This window comes from Pseudomonas sp. PP3 (assembly GCF_905336995.1).
GTDB lineage: Bacteria > Pseudomonadota > Gammaproteobacteria > Pseudomonadales > Pseudomonadaceae > Aquipseudomonas > Aquipseudomonas reinekei.
In genome coordinates this window covers 5,579,084-5,602,382 of the sequence record NZ_HG995459.1, presented here as the reverse complement: position 1 = coordinate 5,602,382, position 23,299 = coordinate 5,579,084, and the positions used below count along the sequence as shown (strand labels likewise).

Sequence of the window (23,299 nt, the reverse complement as noted above, 5' to 3'; positions counted from 1 at the left end):
CCTCGGTTGAGACGAAAGATCTTAACCAACCGCTCTTTAACAACTGAATCAAGCAATTCGTGTGGGTGCTTGTGGAGTCGGACTGCTAGTCAACAGATTATCAGCATCACAAGTTACTCCGCGAGAAATCAAAGATGTAACCAACGATTGCTGAGCCAAGTTTAGGGTTTTCTCAAAACCCAAAGATGTTTGAACTGAAGAGTTTGATCATGGCTCAGATTGAACGCTGGCGGCAGGCCTAACACATGCAAGTCGAGCGGATGACAGGAGCTTGCTCCTGAATTCAGCGGCGGACGGGTGAGTAATGCCTAGGAATCTGCCTGGTAGTGGGGGACAACGTTTCGAAAGGAACGCTAATACCGCATACGTCCTACGGGAGAAAGCAGGGGACCTTCGGGCCTTGCGCTATCAGATGAGCCTAGGTCGGATTAGCTAGTTGGTGAGGTAATGGCTCACCAAGGCGACGATCCGTAACTGGTCTGAGAGGATGATCAGTCACACTGGAACTGAGACACGGTCCAGACTCCTACGGGAGGCAGCAGTGGGGAATATTGGACAATGGGCGAAAGCCTGATCCAGCCATGCCGCGTGTGTGAAGAAGGTCTTCGGATTGTAAAGCACTTTAAGTTGGGAGGAAGGGCAGTAAATTAATACTTTGCTGTTTTGACGTTACCGACAGAATAAGCACCGGCTAACTCTGTGCCAGCAGCCGCGGTAATACAGAGGGTGCAAGCGTTAATCGGAATTACTGGGCGTAAAGCGCGCGTAGGTGGTTTGTTAAGTTGGATGTGAAATCCCCGGGCTCAACCTGGGAACTGCATTCAAAACTGACAAGCTAGAGTATGGTAGAGGGTGGTGGAATTTCCTGTGTAGCGGTGAAATGCGTAGATATAGGAAGGAACACCAGTGGCGAAGGCGACCACCTGGACTGATACTGACACTGAGGTGCGAAAGCGTGGGGAGCAAACAGGATTAGATACCCTGGTAGTCCACGCCGTAAACGATGTCAACTAGCCGTTGGGAGCCTTGAGCTCTTAGTGGCGCAGCTAACGCATTAAGTTGACCGCCTGGGGAGTACGGCCGCAAGGTTAAAACTCAAATGAATTGACGGGGGCCCGCACAAGCGGTGGAGCATGTGGTTTAATTCGAAGCAACGCGAAGAACCTTACCAGGCCTTGACATCCAATGAACTTTCCAGAGATGGATTGGTGCCTTCGGGAACATTGAGACAGGTGCTGCATGGCTGTCGTCAGCTCGTGTCGTGAGATGTTGGGTTAAGTCCCGTAACGAGCGCAACCCTTGTCCTTAGTTACCAGCACGTAATGGTGGGCACTCTAAGGAGACTGCCGGTGACAAACCGGAGGAAGGTGGGGATGACGTCAAGTCATCATGGCCCTTACGGCCTGGGCTACACACGTGCTACAATGGTCGGTACAGAGGGTTGCCAAGCCGCGAGGTGGAGCTAATCCCATAAAACCGATCGTAGTCCGGATCGCAGTCTGCAACTCGACTGCGTGAAGTCGGAATCGCTAGTAATCGCGAATCAGAATGTCGCGGTGAATACGTTCCCGGGCCTTGTACACACCGCCCGTCACACCATGGGAGTGGGTTGCACCAGAAGTAGCTAGTCTAACCTTCGGGAGGACGGTTACCACGGTGTGATTCATGACTGGGGTGAAGTCGTAACAAGGTAGCCGTAGGGGAACCTGCGGCTGGATCACCTCCTTAATCGACGACTCAGCTGCTCCATGAGCTCCCACACGAATTGCTTGATTCATTGAAGAAGACGATAGAAGCAGCTTTAAGCTCCAAGCTGATAGCTCTGAGCTAACAGTTACAAGCTCGAAATTGGGTCTGTAGCTCAGTTGGTTAGAGCGCACCCCTGATAAGGGTGAGGTCGGCAGTTCGAATCTGCCCAGACCCACCAATTTTGTTATGGGGCCATAGCTCAGCTGGGAGAGCGCCTGCCTTGCACGCAGGAGGTCAGCGGTTCGATCCCGCTTGGCTCCACCATAAACTGCTTCGAAAGTTTGAGAGTTTAGAAATGAATATTCACTGATGAATATTGATTTCTAGTCTTTTGATTAGATCGTTCTTTAAAAATTTGGGTATGTGATAGAAAGATAGACTGAACGTTACTTTCACTGGTAACGGATCAGGCTAAGGTAAAATTTGTGAGTTCTCTTAGTTGAGAAATTCGAATTTTCGGCGAATGTCGTCTTCACAGTATAACCAGATTGCTTGGGGTTATATGGTCAAGTGAAGAAGCGCATACGGTGGATGCCTTGGCAGTCAGAGGCGATGAAAGACGTGGTAGCCTGCGAAAAGCTTCGGGGAGTCGGCAAACAGACTTTGATCCGGAGATGTCTGAATGGGGGAACCCAGCCATCATAAGATGGTTATCTTGTACTGAATACATAGGTGCAAGAGGCGAACCAGGGGAACTGAAACATCTAAGTACCCTGAGGAAAAGAAATCAACCGAGATTCCCTTAGTAGTGGCGAGCGAACGGGGACTAGCCCTTAAGTGGCTTTGAGATTAGCGGAACGCTCTGGAAAGTGCGGCCATAGTGGGTGATAGCCCTGTACGCGAAAATCTCTTGGTCATGAAATCGAGTAGGACGGAGCACGAGAAACTTTGTCTGAATATGGGGGGACCATCCTCCAAGGCTAAATACTACTGACTGACCGATAGTGAACTAGTACCGTGAGGGAAAGGCGAAAAGAACCCCGGAGAGGGGAGTGAAATAGATCCTGAAACCGTATGCGTACAAGCAGTGGGAGCAGACTTTGTTCTGTGACTGCGTACCTTTTGTATAATGGGTCAGCGACTTATTTTCAGTGGCGAGCTTAACCGAATAGGGGAGGCGTAGCGAAAGCGAGTCTTAATAGGGCGTCTAGTCGCTGGGAATAGACCCGAAACCGGGCGATCTATCCATGGGCAGGTTGAAGGTTAGGTAACACTGACTGGAGGACCGAACCGACTACCGTTGAAAAGTTAGCGGATGACCTGTGGATCGGAGTGAAAGGCTAATCAAGCTCGGAGATAGCTGGTTCTCCTCGAAAGCTATTTAGGTAGCGCCTCATGTATCACTGTAGGGGGTAGAGCACTGTTTCGGCTAGGGGGTCATCCCGACTTACCAAACCGATGCAAACTCCGAATACCTACAAGTGCCGAGCATGGGAGACACACGGCGGGTGCTAACGTCCGTCGTGAAAAGGGAAACAACCCAGACCGTCAGCTAAGGTCCCAAAGTTATGGTTAAGTGGGAAACGATGTGGGAAGGCTTAGACAGCTAGGAGGTTGGCTTAGAAGCAGCCACCCTTTAAAGAAAGCGTAATAGCTCACTAGTCGAGTCGGCCTGCGCGGAAGATGTAACGGGGCTCAAACCATACACCGAAGCTACGGGTATCACTTAGGTGATGCGGTAGAGGAGCGTTCTGTAAGCCTGTGAAGGTGAGTTGAGAAGCTTGCTGGAGGTATCAGAAGTGCGAATGCTGACATGAGTAACGACAATGGGTGTGAAAAACACCCACGCCGAAAGACCAAGGTTTCCTGCGCAACGTTAATCGACGCAGGGTTAGTCGGTCCCTAAGGCGAGGCTGAAAAGCGTAGTCGATGGAAAACAGGTTAATATTCCTGTACTTCTGGTTATTGCGATGGAGGGACGGAGAAGGCTAGGCCAGCTTGGCGTTGGTTGTCCAAGTTTAAGGTGGTAGGCTGGAATCTTAGGTAAATCCGGGATTCTAAGGCCGAGAGCTGATGACGAGTGTTCTTTTAGAACACGAAGTGGTTGATGCCATGCTTCCAAGAAAAGCTTCTAAGCTTCAGGTAACCAGGAACCGTACCCCAAACCGACACAGGTGGTTGGGTAGAGAATACCAAGGCGCTTGAGAGAACTCGGGTGAAGGAACTAGGCAAAATGGCACCGTAACTTCGGGAGAAGGTGCGCCGGTGAGGGTGAAGGACTTGCTCCGTAAGCCCACGCCGGTCGAAGATACCAGGCCGCTGCGACTGTTTATTAAAAACACAGCACTCTGCAAACACGAAAGTGGACGTATAGGGTGTGACGCCTGCCCGGTGCCGGAAGGTTAATTGATGGGGTTAGCTAACGCGAAGCTCTTGATCGAAGCCCCGGTAAACGGCGGCCGTAACTATAACGGTCCTAAGGTAGCGAAATTCCTTGTCGGGTAAGTTCCGACCTGCACGAATGGCGTAACGATGGCGGCGCTGTCTCCACCCGAGACTCAGTGAAATTGAAATCGCTGTGAAGATGCAGTGTATCCGCGGCTAGACGGAAAGACCCCGTGAACCTTTACTATAGCTTTGCACTGGACTTTGAATTTGCTTGTGTAGGATAGGTGGGAGGCTTTGAAGCGTGGACGCCAGTTCGCGTGGAGCCATCCTTGAAATACCACCCTGGCAACTTTGAGGTTCTAACTCAGGTCCGTTATCCGGATCGAGGACAGTGTATGGTGGGTAGTTTGACTGGGGCGGTCTCCTCCTAAAGAGTAACGGAGGAGTACGAAGGTGCGCTCAGACCGGTCGGAAATCGGTCGTAGAGTATAAAGGCAAAAGCGCGCTTGACTGCGAGACAGACACGTCGAGCAGGTACGAAAGTAGGTCTTAGTGATCCGGTGGTTCTGTATGGAAGGGCCATCGCTCAACGGATAAAAGGTACTCCGGGGATAACAGGCTGATACCGCCCAAGAGTTCATATCGACGGCGGTGTTTGGCACCTCGATGTCGGCTCATCACATCCTGGGGCTGAAGCCGGTCCCAAGGGTATGGCTGTTCGCCATTTAAAGTGGTACGCGAGCTGGGTTTAGAACGTCGTGAGACAGTTCGGTCCCTATCTGCCGTGGACGTTTGAGATTTGAGAGGGGCTGCTCCTAGTACGAGAGGACCGGAGTGGACGAACCTCTGGTGTTCCGGTTGTCACGCCAGTGGCATTGCCGGGTAGCTATGTTCGGAATAGATAACCGCTGAAAGCATCTAAGCGGGAAACTAGCCTCAAGATGAGATCTCACTGGGACCTTGAGTCCCCTGAAGGGCCGTCGAAGACTACGACGTTGATAGGTTGGGTGTGTAAGCGCTGTGAGGCGTTGAGCTAACCAATACTAATTGCCCGTGAGGCTTGACCATATAACACCCAAGCAATTTGATTACTCGAAAGAGCATCAGATTGCGGTGTGTGAAGACGCAATGAACCGAAAGTTCGTACCGTTCACAAAACCGCAAAATCTATCGCATACCCAATTTGCTGAAGCGTCGAAAGACGAGTCGGCACACCGAATTTCTTGACGACCATAGAGCATTGGAACCACCTGATCCCATCCCGAACTCAGCAGTGAAACGATGCATCGCCGATGGTAGTGTGGGGTTTCCCCATGTGAGAGTAGGTCATCGTCAAGATTAAATTCCGAAACCCCAATTGCGAAAGCAGTTGGGGTTTTGTTTTGCCCGCAGGAAAGTTCGTACAGAAAAGTCGGACAGCTCCTCGCTGTCAGCATCTCCCGACAATGCTAAGGTTCGGCCCTAGCGTTTGTATTTTCCAAGGAAGCCGTTATGCCGGACGCGACGTCCCTCAGTGCTGGTTTTATGGTGGTTCACGGTAACCGCCTGGACGAGCTACGCAGCCTGGTGGTGAGCTGGATGCGGCGCTACCCGCTGGCTCCCCTGGAAAATGAAATCGCCCTTGTGCAGAGCAACGGTATTGCGCAATGGCTGAAGCTGGCTTTGGCTGAAGACGCTGAAGATGACGACATGGGTGGCTGTGGAATCGCCGCCGCCATCGACGTGCAATTGCCGGGTAGTTTCATGTGGCAGCTGTATCGCATGGTCTTGGGGCGCGACGAAATTCCGGCCAAGTCTCTGCTTGATAAAGCCCCGCTGACCTGGCGTCTGATGCGTCTGCTTCCACAGTTGATCAATGAGCCACATTTCGAACCACTCCAGCGCTTCCTGACCAATGACACCGACCTGCGCAAACGCTATCAGTTAGCCGAACGACTGGCAGATCTGTTCGACCAGTATCAGGTGTACCGCGCCGACTGGCTCGAAGACTGGGCAGAAGGCCGGCACCAGTTACGTAACGCAAGGGGTGAAGCCAAGCCGCTGACTGCGGCCAATTGCTGGCAAGCCGAGTTGTGGCGTGCACTGTTGCTGGATGTGGGTGAAGAGGGCATGGCGCAAAGCCGTGCCGGCGTCCATCAGCGCTTTGTCGAACGCATCAACAGCCTCGATGTAGCACCCACCGGGTTGCCTTCACGGGTAATCGTGTTCGGGATCTCTTCGCTTCCAGCACAAGCCCTGGAGGCCTTGGCAGGACTGGCGCGATTCAGCCAGGTTCTGCTGTGCGTACATAACCCTTGTCGTCACCATTGGGCTGATATCGTCGCCGATAAAGACCTGCTGAGGCATCAATACAAGCGGCAGGCTCGCAAGAATGGAATGCCGGTTGTTCTCGACTCCGAAACGCTTCATCAACATGCTCATCCGCTGTTGGCTGCCTGGGGCAAGCAAGGGCGCGACTACATCAACCTGCTGGATAGCTACGACGACCCCAACAGTTACCGTTCGGCATTTCGCGACGGTCGCATCGATCTGTTCAGCGACAGTCAGCCACTGAACATGCTCAATCAATTGCAGGATGACATCCTCGAATTACGTCCCCTGAACGAAACCCGCGAACGCTGGGCTGCTGTAGATCTTCATGCCGATGACTCCATCCGTTTTCACATTGCTCATAGCGCACAGCGAGAAGTAGAGATACTTCACGATCAATTGCTCGCGCGTTTCAGCGCCAACCCACAATTGCGTCCACGCGATGTAATTGTCATGGTCCCGGATATCGACAGCTATGCGCCGCATATTCGAGCAGTGTTCGGTCAGCTTGACCGGCAAGACCCGCGATTCATTCCGTTCACGCTTGCTGACCAGGGCCAACGTGGTCGTGATCCGCTGCTGATCGCTGTCGAACATTTGCTCAAACTGCCTGACAGCCGTTTCCCGGTTAGCGAGATCCTTGATCTGCTCGACGTTCCTGCCTTGCGCGCCCGTTTTGGTGTCGAGGAGCGCGACCTGCCCACTCTGCATCGCTGGATCGAGGGTGCGGGTATTCGTTGGGGCATGAATGCTGAGCAACGGGCCGGCCTCGGATTGCCGCAATCCCTGGAGCAAAACAGTTGGCGTTTTGGTCTGCGGCGAATGTTGCTCGGTTATGCCGTCGGCAGCGCCAATGCCTGTGAAGGTATCGAGCCCTATGACGAAATCGGTGGCCTGGATGCTGCGCTCATAGGTCCGTTGGTTGCGCTGCTCGATGCGCTGGAAATTGCACACCGGGAACTGACACAACCGGCATCACCCGAACAATGGAGCGTGCGATTACAGGCGCTGGTGTCGTTGTTTTTTCAGGCCAGTAACGAGCACGACGACTACTTGCTGACTCAGCTTGAAGCGTTGCGTGAGGCCTGGCTCGAGAATTGTGAGGCGGTAGGCCTGCAAGACGAATTACCGCTGACGGTTGTGCGAGAAGCCTGGCTTGCGGGACTCGATCAAGGGCGTTTGTCTCAGCGCTTTTTGGCCGGTGCCGTCAACTTCTGCACCTTGATGCCCATGCGAGCGATCCCGTTCAAACTGGTCTGCTTGCTGGGCATGAATGACGGTGATTACCCACGTGCTCAGCCACCGCTGGACTTCGACCTGATGGGCAGTGATTACCGCCCCGGCGATCGCTCGCGACGCGAAGATGACCGCTACTTGCTGCTGGAGGCATTGTTGTCTGCCCGTGATCAGCTTTACATCAGTTGGGTCGGCCGCAGCATTCGCGACAACAGCGAGCGCCCAGCATCAGTCTTGATCGGCCAACTACGTGATCACCTCGCGAGCGGTTGGCGATTGGCCCAGAGCGACGAAGACTTGCTTGAGGCGATCACGCAGGAACACCCTCTCCAGCCTTTCAGCGCTCGCTATTTTCATGAAGGCGATGACCTGTTCAGTTACGCCAGTGAGTGGCAGGTGCTGCATCAATTCGCTGAGCAAGCGGCTGATATCGAGAGGCTTGATGCCCACGTGCAGGATGAACCGCTGAGTCTCGGCCAACTGCAGGATTTCCTGCGTAACCCTGTGCGTCATTTCTTCAGTCAGCGGTTGAAGGTGTTCTTTGAGTCTGCCGAAGTGCCTTTGGCGGATGAGGAGCCATTTGTCCTGGATGCGTTGCAGCGATACAGCCTCAGTGACAGCTTGCTTGAAGCGGGACTGGCGGATCTGGATAACAGCGATCAGGCGCTGGAAGTGCAAGCCAGGCGCCTGCAAAACGGCGGCCTGCTGCCGATGGCAGGATTCGGTGAGAGCCTTCAGCGGGAACTGATCGAACCGTTACCGGATTTGCTGCAGCGCTATCAACAATTGCTGACCTTGTGGCCTACGCCACTGACCAGTGCACTGCCGGTGAGCCTGGAGTTGCATGCCCTGCGTATCGAAGGCTGGCTCAGCGGTCTGCATCAACGGGCTGACGGTGGTTTGCTGTCCATCACGACAATCCCTAACAGCATTGGGTCGATCAAGTCCCGAAAATGGCATCGCCTGACCCGCCCCTGGGTCAATCATCTGGTCGCCTGCGCAAGCGGTCTGTCGATGACCACAGCGCTGGTGGCCAGTGATGACAGTCTGGTGCTCGCTCCAATGGATGCTGAACCAGCGCGGCGAATTCTCGAGGACCTTTTGCTGGCCTGGCAATCGGGCATGCGTCAGCCCCTTCCAGTTGCAGTGAAAACAGCCTTTGCCTGGCTGGGTCAGAGTGAGCCAGTCAAAGCCGAAGCGGCCGCCCGCAATGCCTATGAAGGCGACGGGTTGACCACTGACGGTGAGCGCCGGGAAAGCGTGGCGCTCGCGCGTCAGTTCACTGATTACGACGCTCTGGTCGCCGACGAGACATTTACGGGTTGGTGCGACGCTCTTTATCGCCCTTTACTTGAGGCGCCTTGGCGTTCCTTGTCCACTGAGGAGGCGCGCTCATGAGTACTCAGCCACCTCTTGCCCTTGCGTTCCCGCTGCGTGGCAGTCAGTTGATCGAGGCCAGCGCCGGGACAGGCAAGACGTTCACTATTTCTGCGCTTTACCTGCGCCTGGTGCTTGGCCATGGCGCGGAGTCCAGCGGTTTCGGGCGTGAGCTCTTGCCTCCGCAAATCCTCGTGGTGACCTTCACCGATGCCGCCACCAAAGAGCTGCGAGAGCGCATTCGTACACGGTTGGCTGAGGCCGCGCGGTTTTTCCGCGATGAAACACCGGCCCCCGATGGCCTGATCGCCGAGTTGCGTGAACAGTACCCGCCCGAGCAGTGGTCCGGTTGCGCAAATCGTCTGGATATTGCAGCCCAGTGGATGGATGAGGCTGCTGTCTCGACCATCCACAGTTGGTGCCAGCGCATGTTGCGCGAACACGCATTTGACAGTGGCAGTCTGTTTACACAGACACTGGAAACCGATCACAGCGACCTGTTGGGTGAGGTGTTGCGCGACTACTGGCGATTGTTTTGCTATCCGATGCAGGGCGATGCACTGAACTGGGTACGCAATAACTGGGGTGGGCCAGCCGCCTTGTTGCCGCGGGTCCGTGGCTTGTTCGCCAGCGAGCGGGGCAACGTTGAGGGCAAGGCACCTGCCGAGTTGATTACCGAATGTTTGCAGGACCGGCGGGCTGCATTGATCGAGCTCAAGCAGCCTTGGCGTCAATGGGCTGATGAGCTACTGGTGATCTGTCACGAAGGGGTTGCCAGCAAAAGTGTCGACGGTCGCAAGATGCAGGCGCGTTATTTCGAACCCTGGTTCGAGAAGATCAAAGCCTGGGCCGAGGACGAAGCCCTTGAGCAACTGGACATTGGCACCGGCTTCACGCGGCTGACCCCTGACGGCATGGCGCAAGCCTGGAAGACAGGTGAGGTTCCCAATCATCCGGGGCTGGACGCCATGCCCGGGTTGAAAGCCAGTCTCGACAACTTGCCGACGCCTGATGCTGCGGTGCTGCAACACGCTGCTCATTGGGTCGGCGCGCGGTTCGAGGAGGAAAAACGTCGCCGTGCGGAAATGGGCTTTGACGACATGTTGCTGCGCCTCGATGCGGCGTTGCAATCCGATGGCGGTGAGCGGTTGGCGACCTTGATCCGTGAGCAATTCCCGGTGGCGTTGATTGACGAATTCCAGGATACGGACCCGGTCCAGTACCGGATCTTCGAAAGCATCTACCGCATTGAAGACAACAGTCCAGAAAGCGGGCTGTTCCTGATCGGCGATCCGAAGCAGGCGATCTACGCGTTCCGTGGCGCCGATATCTACACCTATCTTCGTGCGCGACAGGCGACCACCGGGCGCCTGCACACCCTGGGCACCAACTTCCGCTCCAGCCATGGCATGGTCGGAGCAGTGAACCATGTATTCGAATGTGCCGAGTCGCGCGAATCGGGGCGCGGGGCTTTTCTGTTTCGCGAAAACAATGGTGAGAACCCAGTGCCGTTCCTGCCGGTGGCATCGCAGGGGCGCAAGGAGGTTCTGTACGTCGACGGGCAAACCGTCCCTGCGCTGAATATCTGGCATTTGTCTGCCGAGCAGCCGTTGTCCGGTGCTGTTTACCGCCAGCAACTGGCCGCCGCGTGCGCCAGTGAAATCACCGCCTTGCTCAATGGCGGGCAACAAGCTCGTGTGGGCTTCGCACGGGAAGGTCGTGACCTTGTGGGGCTGATGCCTGCGGACATCGCCATTCTCGTACGCGATGGCAAGGAAGCTCAGGCCGTACGTGCCGAGCTATCAGCCCGGGGTGTGCGCAGTGTTTATCTTTCGGACAAGGATTCGGTATTCGCCGCGCAGGAAGCGCACGACGTACTGACCTGGCTCAAAGCCTGCGCCGAGCCCGATGTCGAACGACCGCTGCGAGCCGCGCTGGCTTGCATCACCCTCAATTTGTCATTGGCGGACCTTGAGCAGTTGAACCAGGACGAACTGGCCTGGGAATCCCGGGTCATGCAGTTCCGCGGCTATCGCGAGTTGTGGCGCAAGCAGGGCGTGTTGCCGATGCTGCGACGCTTGTTGCACGACTTCCAGCTTCCCCAGACGTTGATCGCCCGCAGCGACGGCGAACGGGTATTGACCAACCTTTTGCACCTGTCCGAATTGCTGCAGCAAGCGGCCGCCGAACTGGACGGTGAACAGGCCCTGATTCGGCACTTGTCCGAGCATCTGGCGTTGTCCGGTCAAGCCGGCGAAGAGCAGATTCTGCGTCTGGAGAGCGACGAGCAACTGGTCAAGGTCGTGACCATTCACAAGTCCAAGGGGCTTGAGTATCCCCTGGTATTCCTGCCGTTCATTTGCTCGGCAAAACCGGTGGATGGCAGTCGGCTACCGCTGCATTACCACGATGCCACGGGCAAGGCTCAAGTGACCCTGAGCCCCACGCCAGAGTTGATCGCCCTGGCCGACGAAGAGCGCCTGGCCGAAGATCTGCGCTTGCTGTATGTCGCCCTGACCCGGGCGCAACATGCTTGCTGGTTGGGGGTTACGGATCTCAAGCGCGGCAATAACAACGGCTCGGTGCTGCACCTGTCGGCGCTGGGTTATCTGTTGGGTGGCGGCACGCCGTTGAGCGAGTCGACGGGCTTGAGCATTTGGTTACGTGAGCTGCAACAAGGTTGTCCAGCGATCCATTGCAGTGAGATGCCGGACATCACCAGCGAGCATTACCATCCGCCGCTGAACACCGCCGCATTGCTCGCACCATTGATTCCACTGCGCAAGGCCAGCGAAAATTGGTGGATCGCCTCCTACAGCGCCTTGCGCATCAGCGACATCCTGAGCAGTGGTACGGACGAAGCGCCTGAGAGTCCCCAAGCGCAGAAGCTGTTTGACGACGAACGCCTCGACCCACAAGCGCCCCGAGAGATGGCTGCTGGCGGTGCCGATATTCATCGATTCCCTCGTGGCCCGAACCCGGGCACTTTTCTTCATGGCTTGCTCGAATGGGCTGGCGGTGAAGGTTTTTCTGCTCCGCCGCAAGCCGTGGAAGATGCGATTGGCCGTCGTTGTAATCGCCGTGGCTGGGAAGGCTGGATTACCACGCTGAGTGACTGGCTTGTGCATCTGCTCAAGTCGCCTCTACACGTGGGTGCCGGACAAGCCCCGGTGATTTTCGAGCAGTTGAACCAGTATCAGGTCGAGATGGAGTTCTGGTTCGCCAGCCACAAGGTAGATGTACTCAAACTCGACGCGCTGGTGCGTCAGTTCACGCACAACGGCGTGGCCCGGGTGGCGGCAGAGCCGGTACTGCTCAATGGAATGTTCAAGGGTTTCATCGACCTGACGTTCGAGCACGATGGCCGCTACTACGTTGCCGACTACAAATCCAACTGGCTCGGGGCTGACGACCAGGCCTATACCGAGCAGGCCATGGAGCAGTCGATTCTCGACAACCGCTACGACCTGCAATACGTGTTGTACCTGTTGGCCCTGCATCGTCAACTCAAGGCCCGGCTGGCCGATTACGATTACGATCGACATGTCGGCGGTGCGTTGTACCTTTTCCTTCGGGGGACGCGAGCACCGAGTCAGGGTGTTTATTTCGCCCGTCCGCCCAGGGAGTTGATCGAGCGACTGGACCGGATGTTCCAGGGTAAACCGGAGCCCAGGACAGAGCCCGCGTGGGAACAGGGAGTATTGCTATGAGCCGCACCTTCGCCGATTTGCTGCCCACTTCATTGGCGGCGGACAGTCTGGCTGACCTTGCCCCCTTGAGTTGTGCGGACGACCTGTTGCTGCTGCTGACGCGTTGGGTCGAGCGTGGCTGGCTGCGAGCGCTGGACAAAGCCTTCGTAGCATTTCTTCATGAGCTGGCACCGGATGATGACCCTTTGGTGCTGCTGGCTGCTGCGTTGACCAGCCACCAACTGGGACACGGGCATGTATGCCTGGACCTGTTCGAGACACTCAAAGAGCCCGACTTTGCCCTGTCACTGCCACCGGAAGGTGATCTGCAAAGTGGCGTGATGTTGCTGCCTTCGCAGTTGCTGGAAGCTTTGGATGGCGCCCATTGGTGCAAGGTTCTGGCGGCGAGCCGTCTGGTTGCGTTGGCAGCCGACGAGCGAGAGGTCGTGCAGACGCGACCATTGGTGTTATCGGGCAAGCGTCTGTATCTGCGCCGCTATTGGGCCTATGAGCGACGTATCGACAACGCATTGCGTGAGCGTCTGGCAACACACGAAGCCGCTGCGGATGACTTGCTTGAGCGCCTCACCGGTTTGTTCGGCCCGGCCCGACCGGGTGAGCTGATCGACTGGCAAAAACTCGCTTGTGCCCTCGCCACTCGCAGCGCTTTCAGTATCGTCACCGGTGGTCCGGGAACCGGCAAGACCACGACGGTCGTGCGCTTGCTGGCGTTGCTCCAGGCGCCGGCCGTGGAGGCTGGCAAGCCGTTGCGCATTCGCCTCGCCGCACCGACCGGCAAAGCCGCAGCGCGGCTGACGGAGTCCATCAGCCAGCAAGTACGAACGCTGAAAGTCGCCGACGCCATTCGCGATAAAATTCCGTCCGATGTCACCACCGTTCACCGTCTGCTCGGCAGTCGTCCGGGGACGCGACATTTCCGGCACCACGCCGGCAATCGGTTACCGCTGGATGTGTTGGTGGTGGACGAAGCGTCGATGATTGACCTGGAAATGATGGCCAATCTGCTGGATGCACTGCCGGCTCATGCTCGACTGGTGCTGCTGGGGGACAAGGACCAGTTGGCGTCAGTGGAGGCCGGTGCAGTGCTGGGCGACCTGTGTCGTGATGCCGAGGCCGGTTGGTACAGCCCGCGCACACGCCAATGGCTGGAGGCGGTCAGTGGCGAAAGTCTGGAGGCCAGCGGCTTGCAGGAAGACACCCAGGGTACACATCCACTCGCCCAGCAAGTGGTGATGTTGCGTCACTCGCGGCGATTCGGCGAGGGCAGCGGCATTGGCCAGTTGGCCCGCTGGGTGAACCAGCAACAACCTGAGGAAGCCCGCAAGCTGTTGGCTGTGCGAAGCCACGACGATGTCTTCAGTTTGCCCCTCAAGAATGAACAGGACAGGGCGCTGGAACGCTTGTTGCTCGAAGGTCATGGAGAGGGCGCGCAAGGCTACAGGCACTATCTGAACCTGCTGCGCAACCAGCGGCCGGCGCTTGATAGTCCTTATGATGATCCGCGCTGGACGGACTGGGCTCGACAGGTCCTGCAAGCCTTCGACGCCTTTCAGTTGTTGTGCGCCGTTCGTAAAGGGCCTTGGGGTGTGGAGGGGTTGAACCAGCGAGTTACCGATGCACTGCTGAAGGCGCGTTTGATCGACAGTGACCAGCAATGGTACGAAGGCCGGCCAGTGCTGATGACCCGTAATGATTACGGCCTGGGATTGATGAACGGTGACATCGGCATTGCACTCAAGCTCCCCGAGCGTGAGGGGCCGCAAGCAGGTCGGCAGGTTCTTCGCGTGGCGTTTCCGCGTAACGACGGGCAGGGCGGTGTGCGTTTTGTTCTGCCGAGTCGGCTCAATGATGTAGAAACCGTTTATGCCATGACCGTGCACAAATCCCAGGGATCGGAGTTTACCCACACGGCGTTGATTCTTCCTGATGCGCTGAACCCGGTGCTGACCAAGGAACTGATCTATACCGGCATCACCCGGGCCAAGGACTGGTTCACCTTGATCGAGCCGCGCGCCGGGGTGTTTGAAGAAGCGGTGCGACGCAAGGTCAAGCGCTTGAGCGGGCTGATGCTGGAACTGAAAGAAGGCAGCGATACGACCGACTGAAAGCGGCGACGCGAGGTGACGCAAACTGTCCGAAGTGGCGTAGTGCCCGGCCTCGCTGGTGTTTCGCCGCTGTGCTATCGTTGCGGCATCATCTGGTAACGATCGAAGAGTATCCCTGCATGAAGGTGGCTGTCCGGGCGACAGAGCGTATCGCTGGCTGCAAACAAGCACTGCTCGCCGGACTTCTCAGCTTGCTGTCTGCTGCCGCTTTCGCTCAGCCGCAAACCCCGTCGGGCATGGCCGACCAGCGTGCCGAGTCAGTGACTCAGGTGGTGCTCGGGATTCTCAGTTATGCCCGTTGGCCTGTTGAGCCCGCGCAACTACGCCTCTGTGTCATTGGCCCCACTGAATACACCGACGATCTGGTCAAAGGCACGACCCAGGCGACCGGTCGGCCTGTGACGGTGCAACGGCTGTTGGCCGACAACCCGTCCATCGCGGGTGAGTGCAATGCGGTGTACATCGGCAAACTGACCAACGACGAACGCAGTCGGCTGTTCGCTTCGCTCACTGGGCGCCCGGTATTGAGCATCAGCGAAAGCGATGATCAGTGCACGGTTGGCAGCCTTTTTTGTCTGCGCGTCACCGACGAACAAGTGTCCTTCGAGGTCAACCTCGACTCTGTTGCCCGCAGTGGTGTGCGGATTCATCCGAGCGTGCTGCAATTATCCCGACGCAAGCCGGTGGCGACATGAGCCTGTTCAAACGGGGGGCTCGCCCGACCTTGCGCTCGGTCATCGGTCGCGGTCATTTGACCGTTGCGCTGGTGGGTGTGGCCATGGCCAGTGTGTCGCTGACGCTGCTGGGTGTTCTGGCCTTGCGGGTGTATGCCGATCACAACCTGCATCTGATCGCACGCTCGATCAATTACACCGTGGAAGCTGCAGTGGTGTTCAACGACAAATCCGCCGCGACGGAGGCATTGGCGCTGATCGCCTCCACCGAAGAGGTCGCCGATGCCCAGGTTCTGGACACGCACGGCCGGTTGCTGGCGCGGTGGCAGCGACCGGAAACCGGGTTGGTGTCCGATCTTGAAATGCAGTTGGCCAAGGCTTTTCTGGAAAAGCCGATCAACATGCCGATCGTTCACCAAGGCCGGGAGATCGGCAGCATCGTGCTCATCGGCCATGGCGGCAGTTTGATGCGCTTTTTGCTCAGTGGCCTGGTGGGCATCGTCCTGTGCACCGCCATCAGTGCGTGGGTCGCGCTCTATCTGGCGCGTCGGCAACTTCGCGGGATCATCGGCCCGCTGCGCAGCCTGGCGTCTGTGGCACACGCCGTTCGCAGCGAGCGGGCTTTCGATCGGCGCGTACCTGCCGCCACCATTGCCGAACTCGATAACCTCGGCAGCGACTTCAATGCCCTGCTCGATGAACTCGAGTCCTGGCAGACCCATCTGCAAAACGAGAACGAAACCCTGGCCCACCAGGCCAGTCATGACAGTCTCACGGGGTTGCCGAACCGGGCGTTTTTCGAAGGCCGCCTGATGCGAGCGTTGCGCAATGCCAACAAGCTCGACGAGCGCGTCGCCGTGCTGTTTCTCGACAGCGACCGGTTCAAGGAAATCAACGATAACTTCGGCCATGCTGCTGGCGATGCGGTGTTGGTGGCCGTGGCCAAGCGCGTTCGCGCCCAACTGCGCGAAGAGGACCTGGTGGCGCGCCTGGGCGGCGATGAATTTGCGGTGTTGCTGGCGCCCCTGCACAAGACCGAAGACGCTGAGCGAATTGCCGACAAAATCATTGCCAGCATGGAAGCGCCCATTCTGTTGCCGGGTGATCACCAGGCATTGACCTCACTCAGTATCGGTATCGCCGTGTACCCCGATCATGGCGTGACACCGGGCACGTTGCTCAATGCAGCGGACGAAGCGATGTACCAAGCCAAGCGTCTTGCCCGAGGCGCACAGCACACGGCGGGGTCGGAGCACCCTGTCGCCGACGTTTAACTCAGGAGCTTATTTCCGTGTTTTCTTTTATCCGATCCTTCCGACTGTTCACGATCACTCTGGTCCTTGCCGTATTGACCCTCACCGGTTGCCAGACCCCACCGCAAAAGGGCCTGACCCCGGCGCAAATAGCGGTACTGAAACAGCAGGGTTTCGAGATGACCGATGAGGGCTGGGCATTTGGTCTGTCGGGCAAGGTACTGTTTGGCAGTGATATGGACAGTCTGAATGCGCAGAGCACCCAGATTGTCGAGCGCATTGGCAAGTCGCTACTGGGCGTTGGGATTGAGCGCGTAAGAGTCGATGGTCATACGGATGCGTCAGGTAAAGAGGCCTACAACGAACAACTTTCCCTGCGTCGCGCGAAAAGTGTCGGCAGCGTTCTGGCGGCCGCCGGCATGAATCAGGAAAACATCCAGTTGCGCGGCCTTGGCAGCAGTGAGCCCGTGGCATCCAACGATACCGCCACCGGTCGCACTGAAAATCGACGGGTCTCGATTGTGGTCAGTGCCGATTAATGTGTGAGTCATTTTTTCCGACATGAACTTCTGACACAGTCCCCACGTAAACTCGACGATCAGTGAAAAACGATCGGGTGTGGGTCGTTTTTACACTCTGGGCGTTTCAGGTTCTATGCAGAAGTCGAAGAGTTCTCAATGAAAAAAATAATAAATTACTGCCAGAACCATTATTGGAAGAAGTGGCTTCGCCAGCATCGCTGCAAGTTGGGTGGCGGAGTGACGTCGCTCGGTGCCAAAACCACATTGGTGCTTGAGGAAAACGTCTCCCTCGGCAATGTGCTCATCAATGCCAAAAAACTGAGCATTGGCGCTCACACGTATGTTCGCAGCGATTGCGTGCTGTCCGCAGTTTCATCGATAGGGCGATTCTGCTCTATCGGAAACAACTGCTACATCGGCCAGGATAAAAACACTCATCCTTCGGATTGGGTGAGTTCGCATCCCTTTCAATTCACCAATACCCCGTTGTCATTCGAGCCGCAAATCGTCGACGTCACCATTGGCGATGACGTCTGGATCGGCCATGACGCCATGATCATGGAAGGTGTCAATGTGGGCACCGGAGCCATCATCGCCACGCGTGCGCTGGTCGCACATGATGTTCCTCCCTATGCCATCGTCGCCGGCATCCCGGCGAAGGTGATCAAGTATCGACATCCCCCTGAGCGCATATCAACGTTGTTGAACAGCAAATGGTGGGAGTGCAACGTCGACTTCCTCCTGACCTTGCGCCTGGACGACCCGGATGCCGCTTTGCCTGAGTTGATGGACGCGCGTAGCGACCATCTGGCGAGCTACAAGCAACTGGAAGTCAGCCGCAAAGGTTGTCGAGTACTGTCCGCCTGATCGCGACGGGCTAGTCGTTAAACCGCAACTCCCTCGTTTCGCCCAACAGCAACGGACCATTGAGCTCCGTGACCTCGCGGATGTAATCCCACAACAGGGTGATCCGCTTGAGCTTGCGCAGATCCTCTCGGCAGTACATCCAGAACTGTCGGGTGATGTTGATCTCCTGCGGCAACACCGGCAGCAAACGCGGATCCTGAGCGGCGAGGAAGCACGGCAGGATCGCCAGCGATCGGCCCTGCTGCGCCGCGACGAACTGCGCAATTACGCTGGTGCTGCGCAAGTTGGCACTGGCGCCGGGGAGTGCGTTGGCCAGGTACAGCAGTTCGGAACTGAACGCCAAATCGTCGACGTAGCTGATAAAAGAGTGCTTTGCCAGATCGGCCGGACGGCGGATCGCCGAGTGTTTATCCAGGTATTCCTGCGTTGCGTACAGTTGCAACCGATAGTCGCAGAGTTTGCAGCAGACGTAGGGGCCATGCTCTGGACGCTCCAGGGCGATGACGATATCGGCTTCGCGCTTGGACAGGCTGATGAAGTGCGGCAGCGGCAGGATGTCGACGGAGATCGCCGGGTAGGTGTCGACGAAATGGCTCAACTGCGGCGTGATGAAGAAACTGCCGAAGCCTTCGGTGCAGCCCATGCGCACATGCCCGGACAGCGCCACTCCAGACCCTGAAACCTGTTCGCAGGCCATGTGCAGCGTGCTTTCGATCGACTCGGCATAGCCGAGCAAGCGCTGGCCTTCAGCGGTCAGGACGAAGCCACTGGTCCGGGATTTCTCGAACAGCAAAGTCCCCAATGACGCTTCCAGCGAACTGATGCGCCGGGACACAGTGGTGTAGTCGACAGCCAGGCGCTTGGCCGCGGTACTGGCCTTGCGGGTCCGGGCAACTTCAAGGAAAAACTTGAGGTCATCCCAGTTCAGTGAGCCTAAAGACGTGATGTTTTTTTGCATGATGGACCGGCTTTTATGTGCGTTCTTATTAGAAGTTTGCACATCTATACTCCAAAAACAGCCCGACAACCAATTCGCGGCACACGCCTCATCGCAAGGCGACTTTCTCGCCTTGGCTCCTGAAATAAAAACAAACATCCGGAGACCCACATGAACGCATCGCTCACGCCCAACGACACCACCGTACAAAAGGTCAAATTGTTGATCGACGGCGAGTGGGTCGAGTCCCAATCCACCGAGTGGCACGACATCGTCAACCCGGCGACCCAGCAAGTCCTGGCCAAGGTGCCGTTTGCCACCGCTGAAGAAGTCGATGCTGCCATCGGCGCCGCCCAGCGTGCCTTTCAGACCTGGAAGCTGACGCCGATCGGTGCGCGTATGCGCATCATGCTCAAACTCCAGGCATTGATTCGCGAGCACTCCAAGCGCATCGCCGTGGTGCTGAGCGCCGAGCAGGGCAAAACCATTGCCGACGCGGAAGGCGATATTTTCCGGGGCCTGGAAGTGGTCGAGCACGCCTGCTCCATCGGCAGCCTGCAAATGGGCGAGTTCGCGGAAAACGTGGCGGGCGGCGTCGATACCTACACGCTGCGTCAACCTATCGGCGTGTGTGCTGGCATCACCCCGTTCAACTTCCCGGCGATGATTCCGCTGTGGATGTTCCCGATGGCCATCGCCTGCGGCAACACCTTCGTGCTCAAACCGTCCGAGCAGGACCCAATGTCGACCATGCTGCTGGTGGAGCTGGCTATCGAAGCCGGGGTTCCGGCGGGCGTGCTCAACGTGGTGCACGGCGGCAAGGACGTGGTGGATGCGCTCTGCACCCACAAAGACATCAAGGCCGTTTCCTTCGTCGGATCGACCGCGGTCGGTACGCACGTTTACGACCTGGCCGGTAAACACGGCAAGCGTGTGCAATCGATGATGGGGGCCAAGAACCACGCCGTGGTGCTGCCGGACGCCAATCGCGAACAAGCGCTGAATGCGCTGGTGGGCGCCGGTTTCGGTGCTGCCGGCCAACGCTGCATGGCCACCTCGGTGGTGGTGCTGGTGGGCGCCGCCAAACAATGGCTGCCAGACCTCAAGGCGCTGGCGCAGAAGCTTAAGGTCAATGCCGGCAGCGAGCCGGGCACCGACGTCGGGCCGGTGATCTCGAAAAAAGCCAAGGCGCGGATTCTCGACCTGATCGAGAGCGGCATCAAGGAAGGTGCGAAGCTGGAGCTGGACGGTCGTGAGATCACGGTGGCGGGTTACGAGAAGGGCAATTTTGTCGGCCCGACCCTGTTCTCCGGCGTGACCACCGACATGCAGATCTACACCCAGGAAATATTCGGCCCGGTGCTGGTGGTGCTGGAAGTGAACACCCTCGATGAGGCCATTGCGCTGGTCAACGCCAACCCGTTCGGCAACGGCACCGGGCTGTTCACCCAGAGTGGTGCGGCGGCGCGTAAATTCCAGACTGAAATTGACGTCGGCCAGGTCGGTATCAACATCCCGATTCCGGTGCCGGTGCCGTTCTTCAGCTTTACCGGTTCGCGCGGTTCCAAGCTCGGCGACCTCGGCCCGTATGGTAAGCAAGTGGTGCAGTTCTACACTCAGACCAAGACTGTCACCAGTCGCTGGTTCGATGACGACAGCGTCAACGACGGTGTGAACACCACGATCAATTTGCGTTGAGGAGCCGGACATGAAAATCGCTTTTATCGGTCTCGGCAACATGGGCGCGCCGATGGCGCGCAACCTGATCAAGGCCGGCCACACGCTGCGCCTGGTTGACCTGAATAAAACCGTTCTGGCAGAACTGGAGCAACTGGGCGGCAGCATCAGTGCCTCGGCCCGCGAAGCGGCTGACGGGGCAGAGCTGGTGATCACCATGCTGCCGGCGGCAGTGCATGTACGCAGCGTGTGGCTGGGTGAAGACGGCGTGCTGGCCGGGATCGGCAAAGGTGTGCCGGCCGTGGATTGCAGCACCATCGATCCGCAGACTGCACGAGACGTGGCCGCCGCGGCTGCCAGGCAAGGCGTGGCCATGGCCGATGCGCCGGTTTCCGGCGGCACCGGCGGTGCGGCGGCAGGGACGCTGACCTTTATGGTCGGTGCCACAGCTGAGCTGTTCGCCACCCTGCAACCGGTACTCGCGCAGATGGGCCGCAACATCGTCCATTGTGGCGAGGTCGGCACCGGTCAAATCGCTAAAATCTGCAACAACCTGCTGCTGGGGATCTCCATGGTCGGCGTCAGCGAAGCCATGGCGCTTGGCGATGCACTGGGCATCGACACCAAGGTGCTGGCGGGCATCATCAACAGTTCCACCGGCCGTTGCTGGAGTTCGGAAATGTATAACCCGTGGCCGGGCATCGTCGAAACGGCGCCTGCGTCACGCGGCTATACCGGCGGTTTCGGTGCCGAGTTGATGCTCAAGGATTTGGGGCTGGCGACGGAAGCGGCGAGACAGGCGCACCAACCGGTGGTGCTTGGCGCGGTGGCCCAGCAGTTGTATCAGGCGATGAGTTTGCGTGGGGAAGGGGGGCATGACTTCTCGGCGATCATCAACAGCTATCGCAAACCATCGTAGGCGTTTGTCGCGAGCAGGCTTTTGTGGCGAGGGAGCTTGCTCCCGCTGGTTCGCGAAGCGGACCCAAAACGGATGAATGCGGTGGTTCAGTTTTAGCACATTGGCTGATTTACGACTGCTACGCAGTCGAGCGGGAGCAAGCTCCCTCGCCACAGGGATGCGCATTTTCTCTCAATACATTTACCGGGACATCACGTCGGGTGATCTCCCGGTTTTTTTGTATCAGGCAAACACGAAATACTTGCGCACGGTTTCCACCACTTCCCACGTGCCTTTCATCCCAGGTTCGATGACGAAAATGTCACCGGCGCGCAGGTGGATGGGCGCCATGCCTTCGGGGGTGATGACGCAGTAGCCTTCCTGGAAATGGCAGTACTCCCACTTCACGTACTCGACGTACCACTTGCCCGGCGTGCAGATCCAGGTGCCCATGATCTTGCTGCCGTCTTCACTGGTGTAGGCGTTGAGGTTGACGGTGTGCGGGTCGCCTTCGAGTTTTTCCCATTTGCAGGCGTCGAGCACGGGCAGCGGGTGAGTGTCGCGAAGAACGGTAATCGGTGCGGTCATGATGACTCCGGGCAGTGGGTACTGGAACTGAAGTCGCACCCTATAGCGCCCGTTCGTTATTCAGTTGTCTGTACTCGACATTGAGCTGTCCAGAAACGCATCGCGCTCAAAGACTCAGGGGGAGCGTCAATGCGTGCAGCAGTGACTTGGCATAGCCGGGGAGTGCGGCGAAGTCCCCGGCGCAGAGCAGCAGTTTGCGCTGGCCCCAGGGTTCCTGCAGGGCGAGGCTTTTGAAGGGCAGCCCGCGTGATCCGCGCTCGACGGCCGCCAGCGGGACGATTGCCAGGCCCGCGCCACGGGCGACCATGCGCATCACGCCATCGAAACCATCGGCGCGGATGCGGATTTGCATGCGTGACCCCGCGTGCAACGCCTGTTCCTCGAGGTACACCGCCAGCGCGCTGTTGGCGTTCAGGCCGACGTAATCGTGATGCAGCGTGTCGGCGAAGCTCACTGAGGTCGCGTGAGCCAGTGGATGATCGTGGGGCATGATCAGCACCAATGGATCATCGCGAAACGCTTGGGTCTGCAAGTCAGTGGTATCCACCGCGTCGGAGACAATGCCGAGGTCCGCCGCGCCCTGGCGTAGCGCGTGGGTGATGCGGGCGCTGGGCAGTTCCTGCAGGTCGATATCGAGATTGGGGTGCTCGCGCAGGAAGTCGGCGAGCAACTCCGGCAGGTACTCGGTGATGGCCGTGGTGTTGCAAAGCAATCGGACCTGGCCTTTGACGCCGTTGGCGTATTCGGCCAGGTCCTGTTGCAGGCGTTCGGCCTGTTGCAGCAGGACGCGGGCGTGTTGGGCGAGGGCCTTGCCGGCGGGCGTCGGCGTGACGCCGCGACGGCCGCGTTGCAGGAAGTCTGTGCCCAGTGACGCTTCCATCGCGCGGATTCGTGCGCTCGCGGCTGCCAGGGACAGATGGCTGCGCGCGGCGCCGGCGGTGATATTGCCGCTGTCGAGGATGTTCAGGTAGAGGCGCAGGTCGGTCAAGTCGAAGTGCATCGTCAGCCCATTTATAAGTGTCGTCTGGGAAGGCGTCATTAGCCACAACGAATATACCAGCCTCTGTAT

12 protein-coding genes, 2 tRNA genes and 3 rRNA genes are annotated in these 23,299 nt (G+C 57.7%); 14 read left to right on the top strand and 3 right to left on the bottom strand.

Annotated elements, in window-relative coordinates:
• The first annotated feature begins 191 nt into the window (after positions 1–191).
• The 12 genes from KHO07_RS25450 to KHO07_RS25395 all read left to right on the top strand — a co-directional run bounded on the left by KHO07_RS25450 (position 192) and on the right by KHO07_RS25395 (position 18,130).
• Positions 192–1,728: ribosomal RNA gene (locus KHO07_RS25450) — 16S ribosomal RNA — on the top strand.
• Positions 1,729–1,850: 122 nt separating this feature from the next.
• A tRNA-Ile gene (locus tag KHO07_RS25445) sits at positions 1,851–1,927 on the top strand.
• 10 nt (positions 1,928–1,937) lie between these two features.
• Positions 1,938–2,013: transfer RNA gene (locus KHO07_RS25440), tRNA-Ala, on the top strand.
• Positions 2,014–2,253: 240 nt separating this feature from the next.
• A 23S ribosomal RNA gene (locus KHO07_RS25435) occupies positions 2,254–5,145 on the top strand.
• A 154-nt stretch (positions 5,146–5,299) separates the two neighbouring features.
• A 5S ribosomal RNA gene (gene rrf / locus KHO07_RS25430) occupies positions 5,300–5,415 on the top strand.
• Together the 16S, 23S and 5S rRNA genes with 2 tRNA genes alongside form the textbook arrangement of a ribosomal RNA operon.
• Before the next feature lie 153 nt (positions 5,416–5,568).
• Positions 5,569–9,021 carry an exodeoxyribonuclease V subunit gamma gene (gene recC / locus KHO07_RS25425; protein ID WP_212625848.1) on the top strand — a complete coding sequence of 1,151 codons (3,453 nt, stop codon included), beginning with the start codon at positions 5,569–5,571 and terminating at the stop codon, positions 9,019–9,021.
• Complete coding sequence (gene recB, locus KHO07_RS25420; protein ID WP_212625847.1) at positions 9,018–12,710, top strand: exodeoxyribonuclease V subunit beta; 3,693 nt, start codon at positions 9,018–9,020, stop codon at positions 12,708–12,710. The genes recC and recB overlap by 4 nt, the downstream gene beginning before the upstream one ends.
• Positions 12,707–14,815 (top strand): exodeoxyribonuclease V subunit alpha, encoded by a 2,109-nt coding sequence (recD, locus tag KHO07_RS25415; RefSeq protein WP_212625846.1) that lies wholly within the window; start codon positions 12,707–12,709, stop codon positions 14,813–14,815. The genes recB and recD overlap by 4 nt, the downstream gene beginning before the upstream one ends.
• A gap of 119 nt (positions 14,816–14,934) precedes the next feature.
• Positions 14,935–15,510: a YfiR family protein gene (locus KHO07_RS25410; protein WP_212625845.1), complete on the top strand. Its 576-nt coding sequence runs from the start codon at positions 14,935–14,937 to the stop codon at positions 15,508–15,510.
• Entirely contained in the window at positions 15,507–16,763 is a 1,257-nt protein-coding gene (locus KHO07_RS25405) for a diguanylate cyclase (RefSeq protein WP_150731733.1), read from the top strand. The genes KHO07_RS25410 and KHO07_RS25405 overlap by 4 nt, the downstream gene beginning before the upstream one ends.
• 17 nt (positions 16,764–16,780) lie before the next feature.
• Positions 16,781–17,281, top strand: a complete 501-nt coding sequence (locus tag KHO07_RS25400) for an OmpA family protein (protein WP_150731734.1) — start codon at positions 16,781–16,783, stop codon at positions 17,279–17,281.
• Between the two features lie 138 nt (positions 17,282–17,419).
• Complete coding sequence (locus KHO07_RS25395) at positions 17,420–18,130, top strand: CatB-related O-acetyltransferase (protein WP_150731735.1); 711 nt, start codon at positions 17,420–17,422, stop codon at positions 18,128–18,130.
• A 10-nt stretch (positions 18,131–18,140) separates the two neighbouring features.
• Here KHO07_RS25395 and KHO07_RS25390 read toward each other — a convergent pair whose 3' ends face one another.
• Positions 18,141–19,088 (bottom strand): LysR family transcriptional regulator, encoded by a 948-nt coding sequence (locus tag KHO07_RS25390; protein WP_150731736.1) that lies wholly within the window; start codon positions 19,086–19,088, stop codon positions 18,141–18,143.
• Between the two features lie 150 nt (positions 19,089–19,238).
• Here KHO07_RS25390 and KHO07_RS25385 point away from each other — a divergent pair, with 150 nt between their 5' ends.
• On the top strand, positions 19,239–20,765 hold the full coding sequence (locus KHO07_RS25385; RefSeq protein WP_150731737.1) for a CoA-acylating methylmalonate-semialdehyde dehydrogenase: 1,527 nt from the start codon (positions 19,239–19,241) through the stop codon (positions 20,763–20,765).
• 10 nt (positions 20,766–20,775) lie between these two features.
• Positions 20,776–21,663, top strand: coding sequence for a 3-hydroxyisobutyrate dehydrogenase (gene mmsB / locus KHO07_RS25380; protein WP_150731738.1), 888 nt, complete (start codon positions 20,776–20,778; stop codon positions 21,661–21,663).
• A gap of 222 nt (positions 21,664–21,885) precedes the next feature.
• On the opposite strand, the gene KHO07_RS25375 is transcribed toward mmsB, so the two are convergent.
• Positions 21,886–22,230, bottom strand: a complete 345-nt coding sequence (locus KHO07_RS25375) for a cupin domain-containing protein (protein ID WP_007988984.1) — start codon at positions 22,228–22,230, stop codon at positions 21,886–21,888.
• A gap of 106 nt (positions 22,231–22,336) precedes the next feature.
• Positions 22,337–23,230: a LysR substrate-binding domain-containing protein gene (locus KHO07_RS25370; RefSeq protein WP_212625844.1), complete on the bottom strand. Its 894-nt coding sequence runs from the start codon at positions 23,228–23,230 to the stop codon at positions 22,337–22,339.
• Positions 23,231–23,299 lie beyond the last annotated feature (69 nt).

Excerpts from the sequence above, each read along its gene's own strand:
- KHO07_RS25410 (WP_212625845.1), top strand. The coding sequence starts at position 14,935 with ATGAAGGTGGCTGTCCGGGCGACAGAGCGTATCGCTGGCTGCAAACAA.
- KHO07_RS25370 (WP_212625844.1), bottom strand. The coding sequence starts at position 23,230 with ATGCACTTCGACTTGACCGACCTGCGCCTCTACCTGAACATCCTCGAC.
- KHO07_RS25405 (WP_150731733.1), top strand. The coding sequence starts at position 15,507 with ATGAGCCTGTTCAAACGGGGGGCTCGCCCGACCTTGCGCTCGGTCATC.
- KHO07_RS25375 (WP_007988984.1), bottom strand. The coding sequence starts at position 22,230 with ATGACCGCACCGATTACCGTTCTTCGCGACACTCACCCGCTGCCCGTG.
- recB (WP_212625847.1), top strand. The coding sequence starts at position 9,018 with ATGAGTACTCAGCCACCTCTTGCCCTTGCGTTCCCGCTGCGTGGCAGT.
- recD (WP_212625846.1), top strand. The coding sequence starts at position 12,707 with ATGAGCCGCACCTTCGCCGATTTGCTGCCCACTTCATTGGCGGCGGAC.
- KHO07_RS25395 (WP_150731735.1), top strand. The coding sequence starts at position 17,420 with ATGAAAAAAATAATAAATTACTGCCAGAACCATTATTGGAAGAAGTGG.
- mmsB (WP_150731738.1), top strand. The coding sequence starts at position 20,776 with ATGAAAATCGCTTTTATCGGTCTCGGCAACATGGGCGCGCCGATGGCG.
- recC (WP_212625848.1), top strand. The coding sequence starts at position 5,569 with ATGCCGGACGCGACGTCCCTCAGTGCTGGTTTTATGGTGGTTCACGGT.
- KHO07_RS25390 (WP_150731736.1), bottom strand. The coding sequence starts at position 19,088 with ATGCAAAAAAACATCACGTCTTTAGGCTCACTGAACTGGGATGACCTC.
- KHO07_RS25385 (WP_150731737.1), top strand. The coding sequence starts at position 19,239 with ATGAACGCATCGCTCACGCCCAACGACACCACCGTACAAAAGGTCAAA.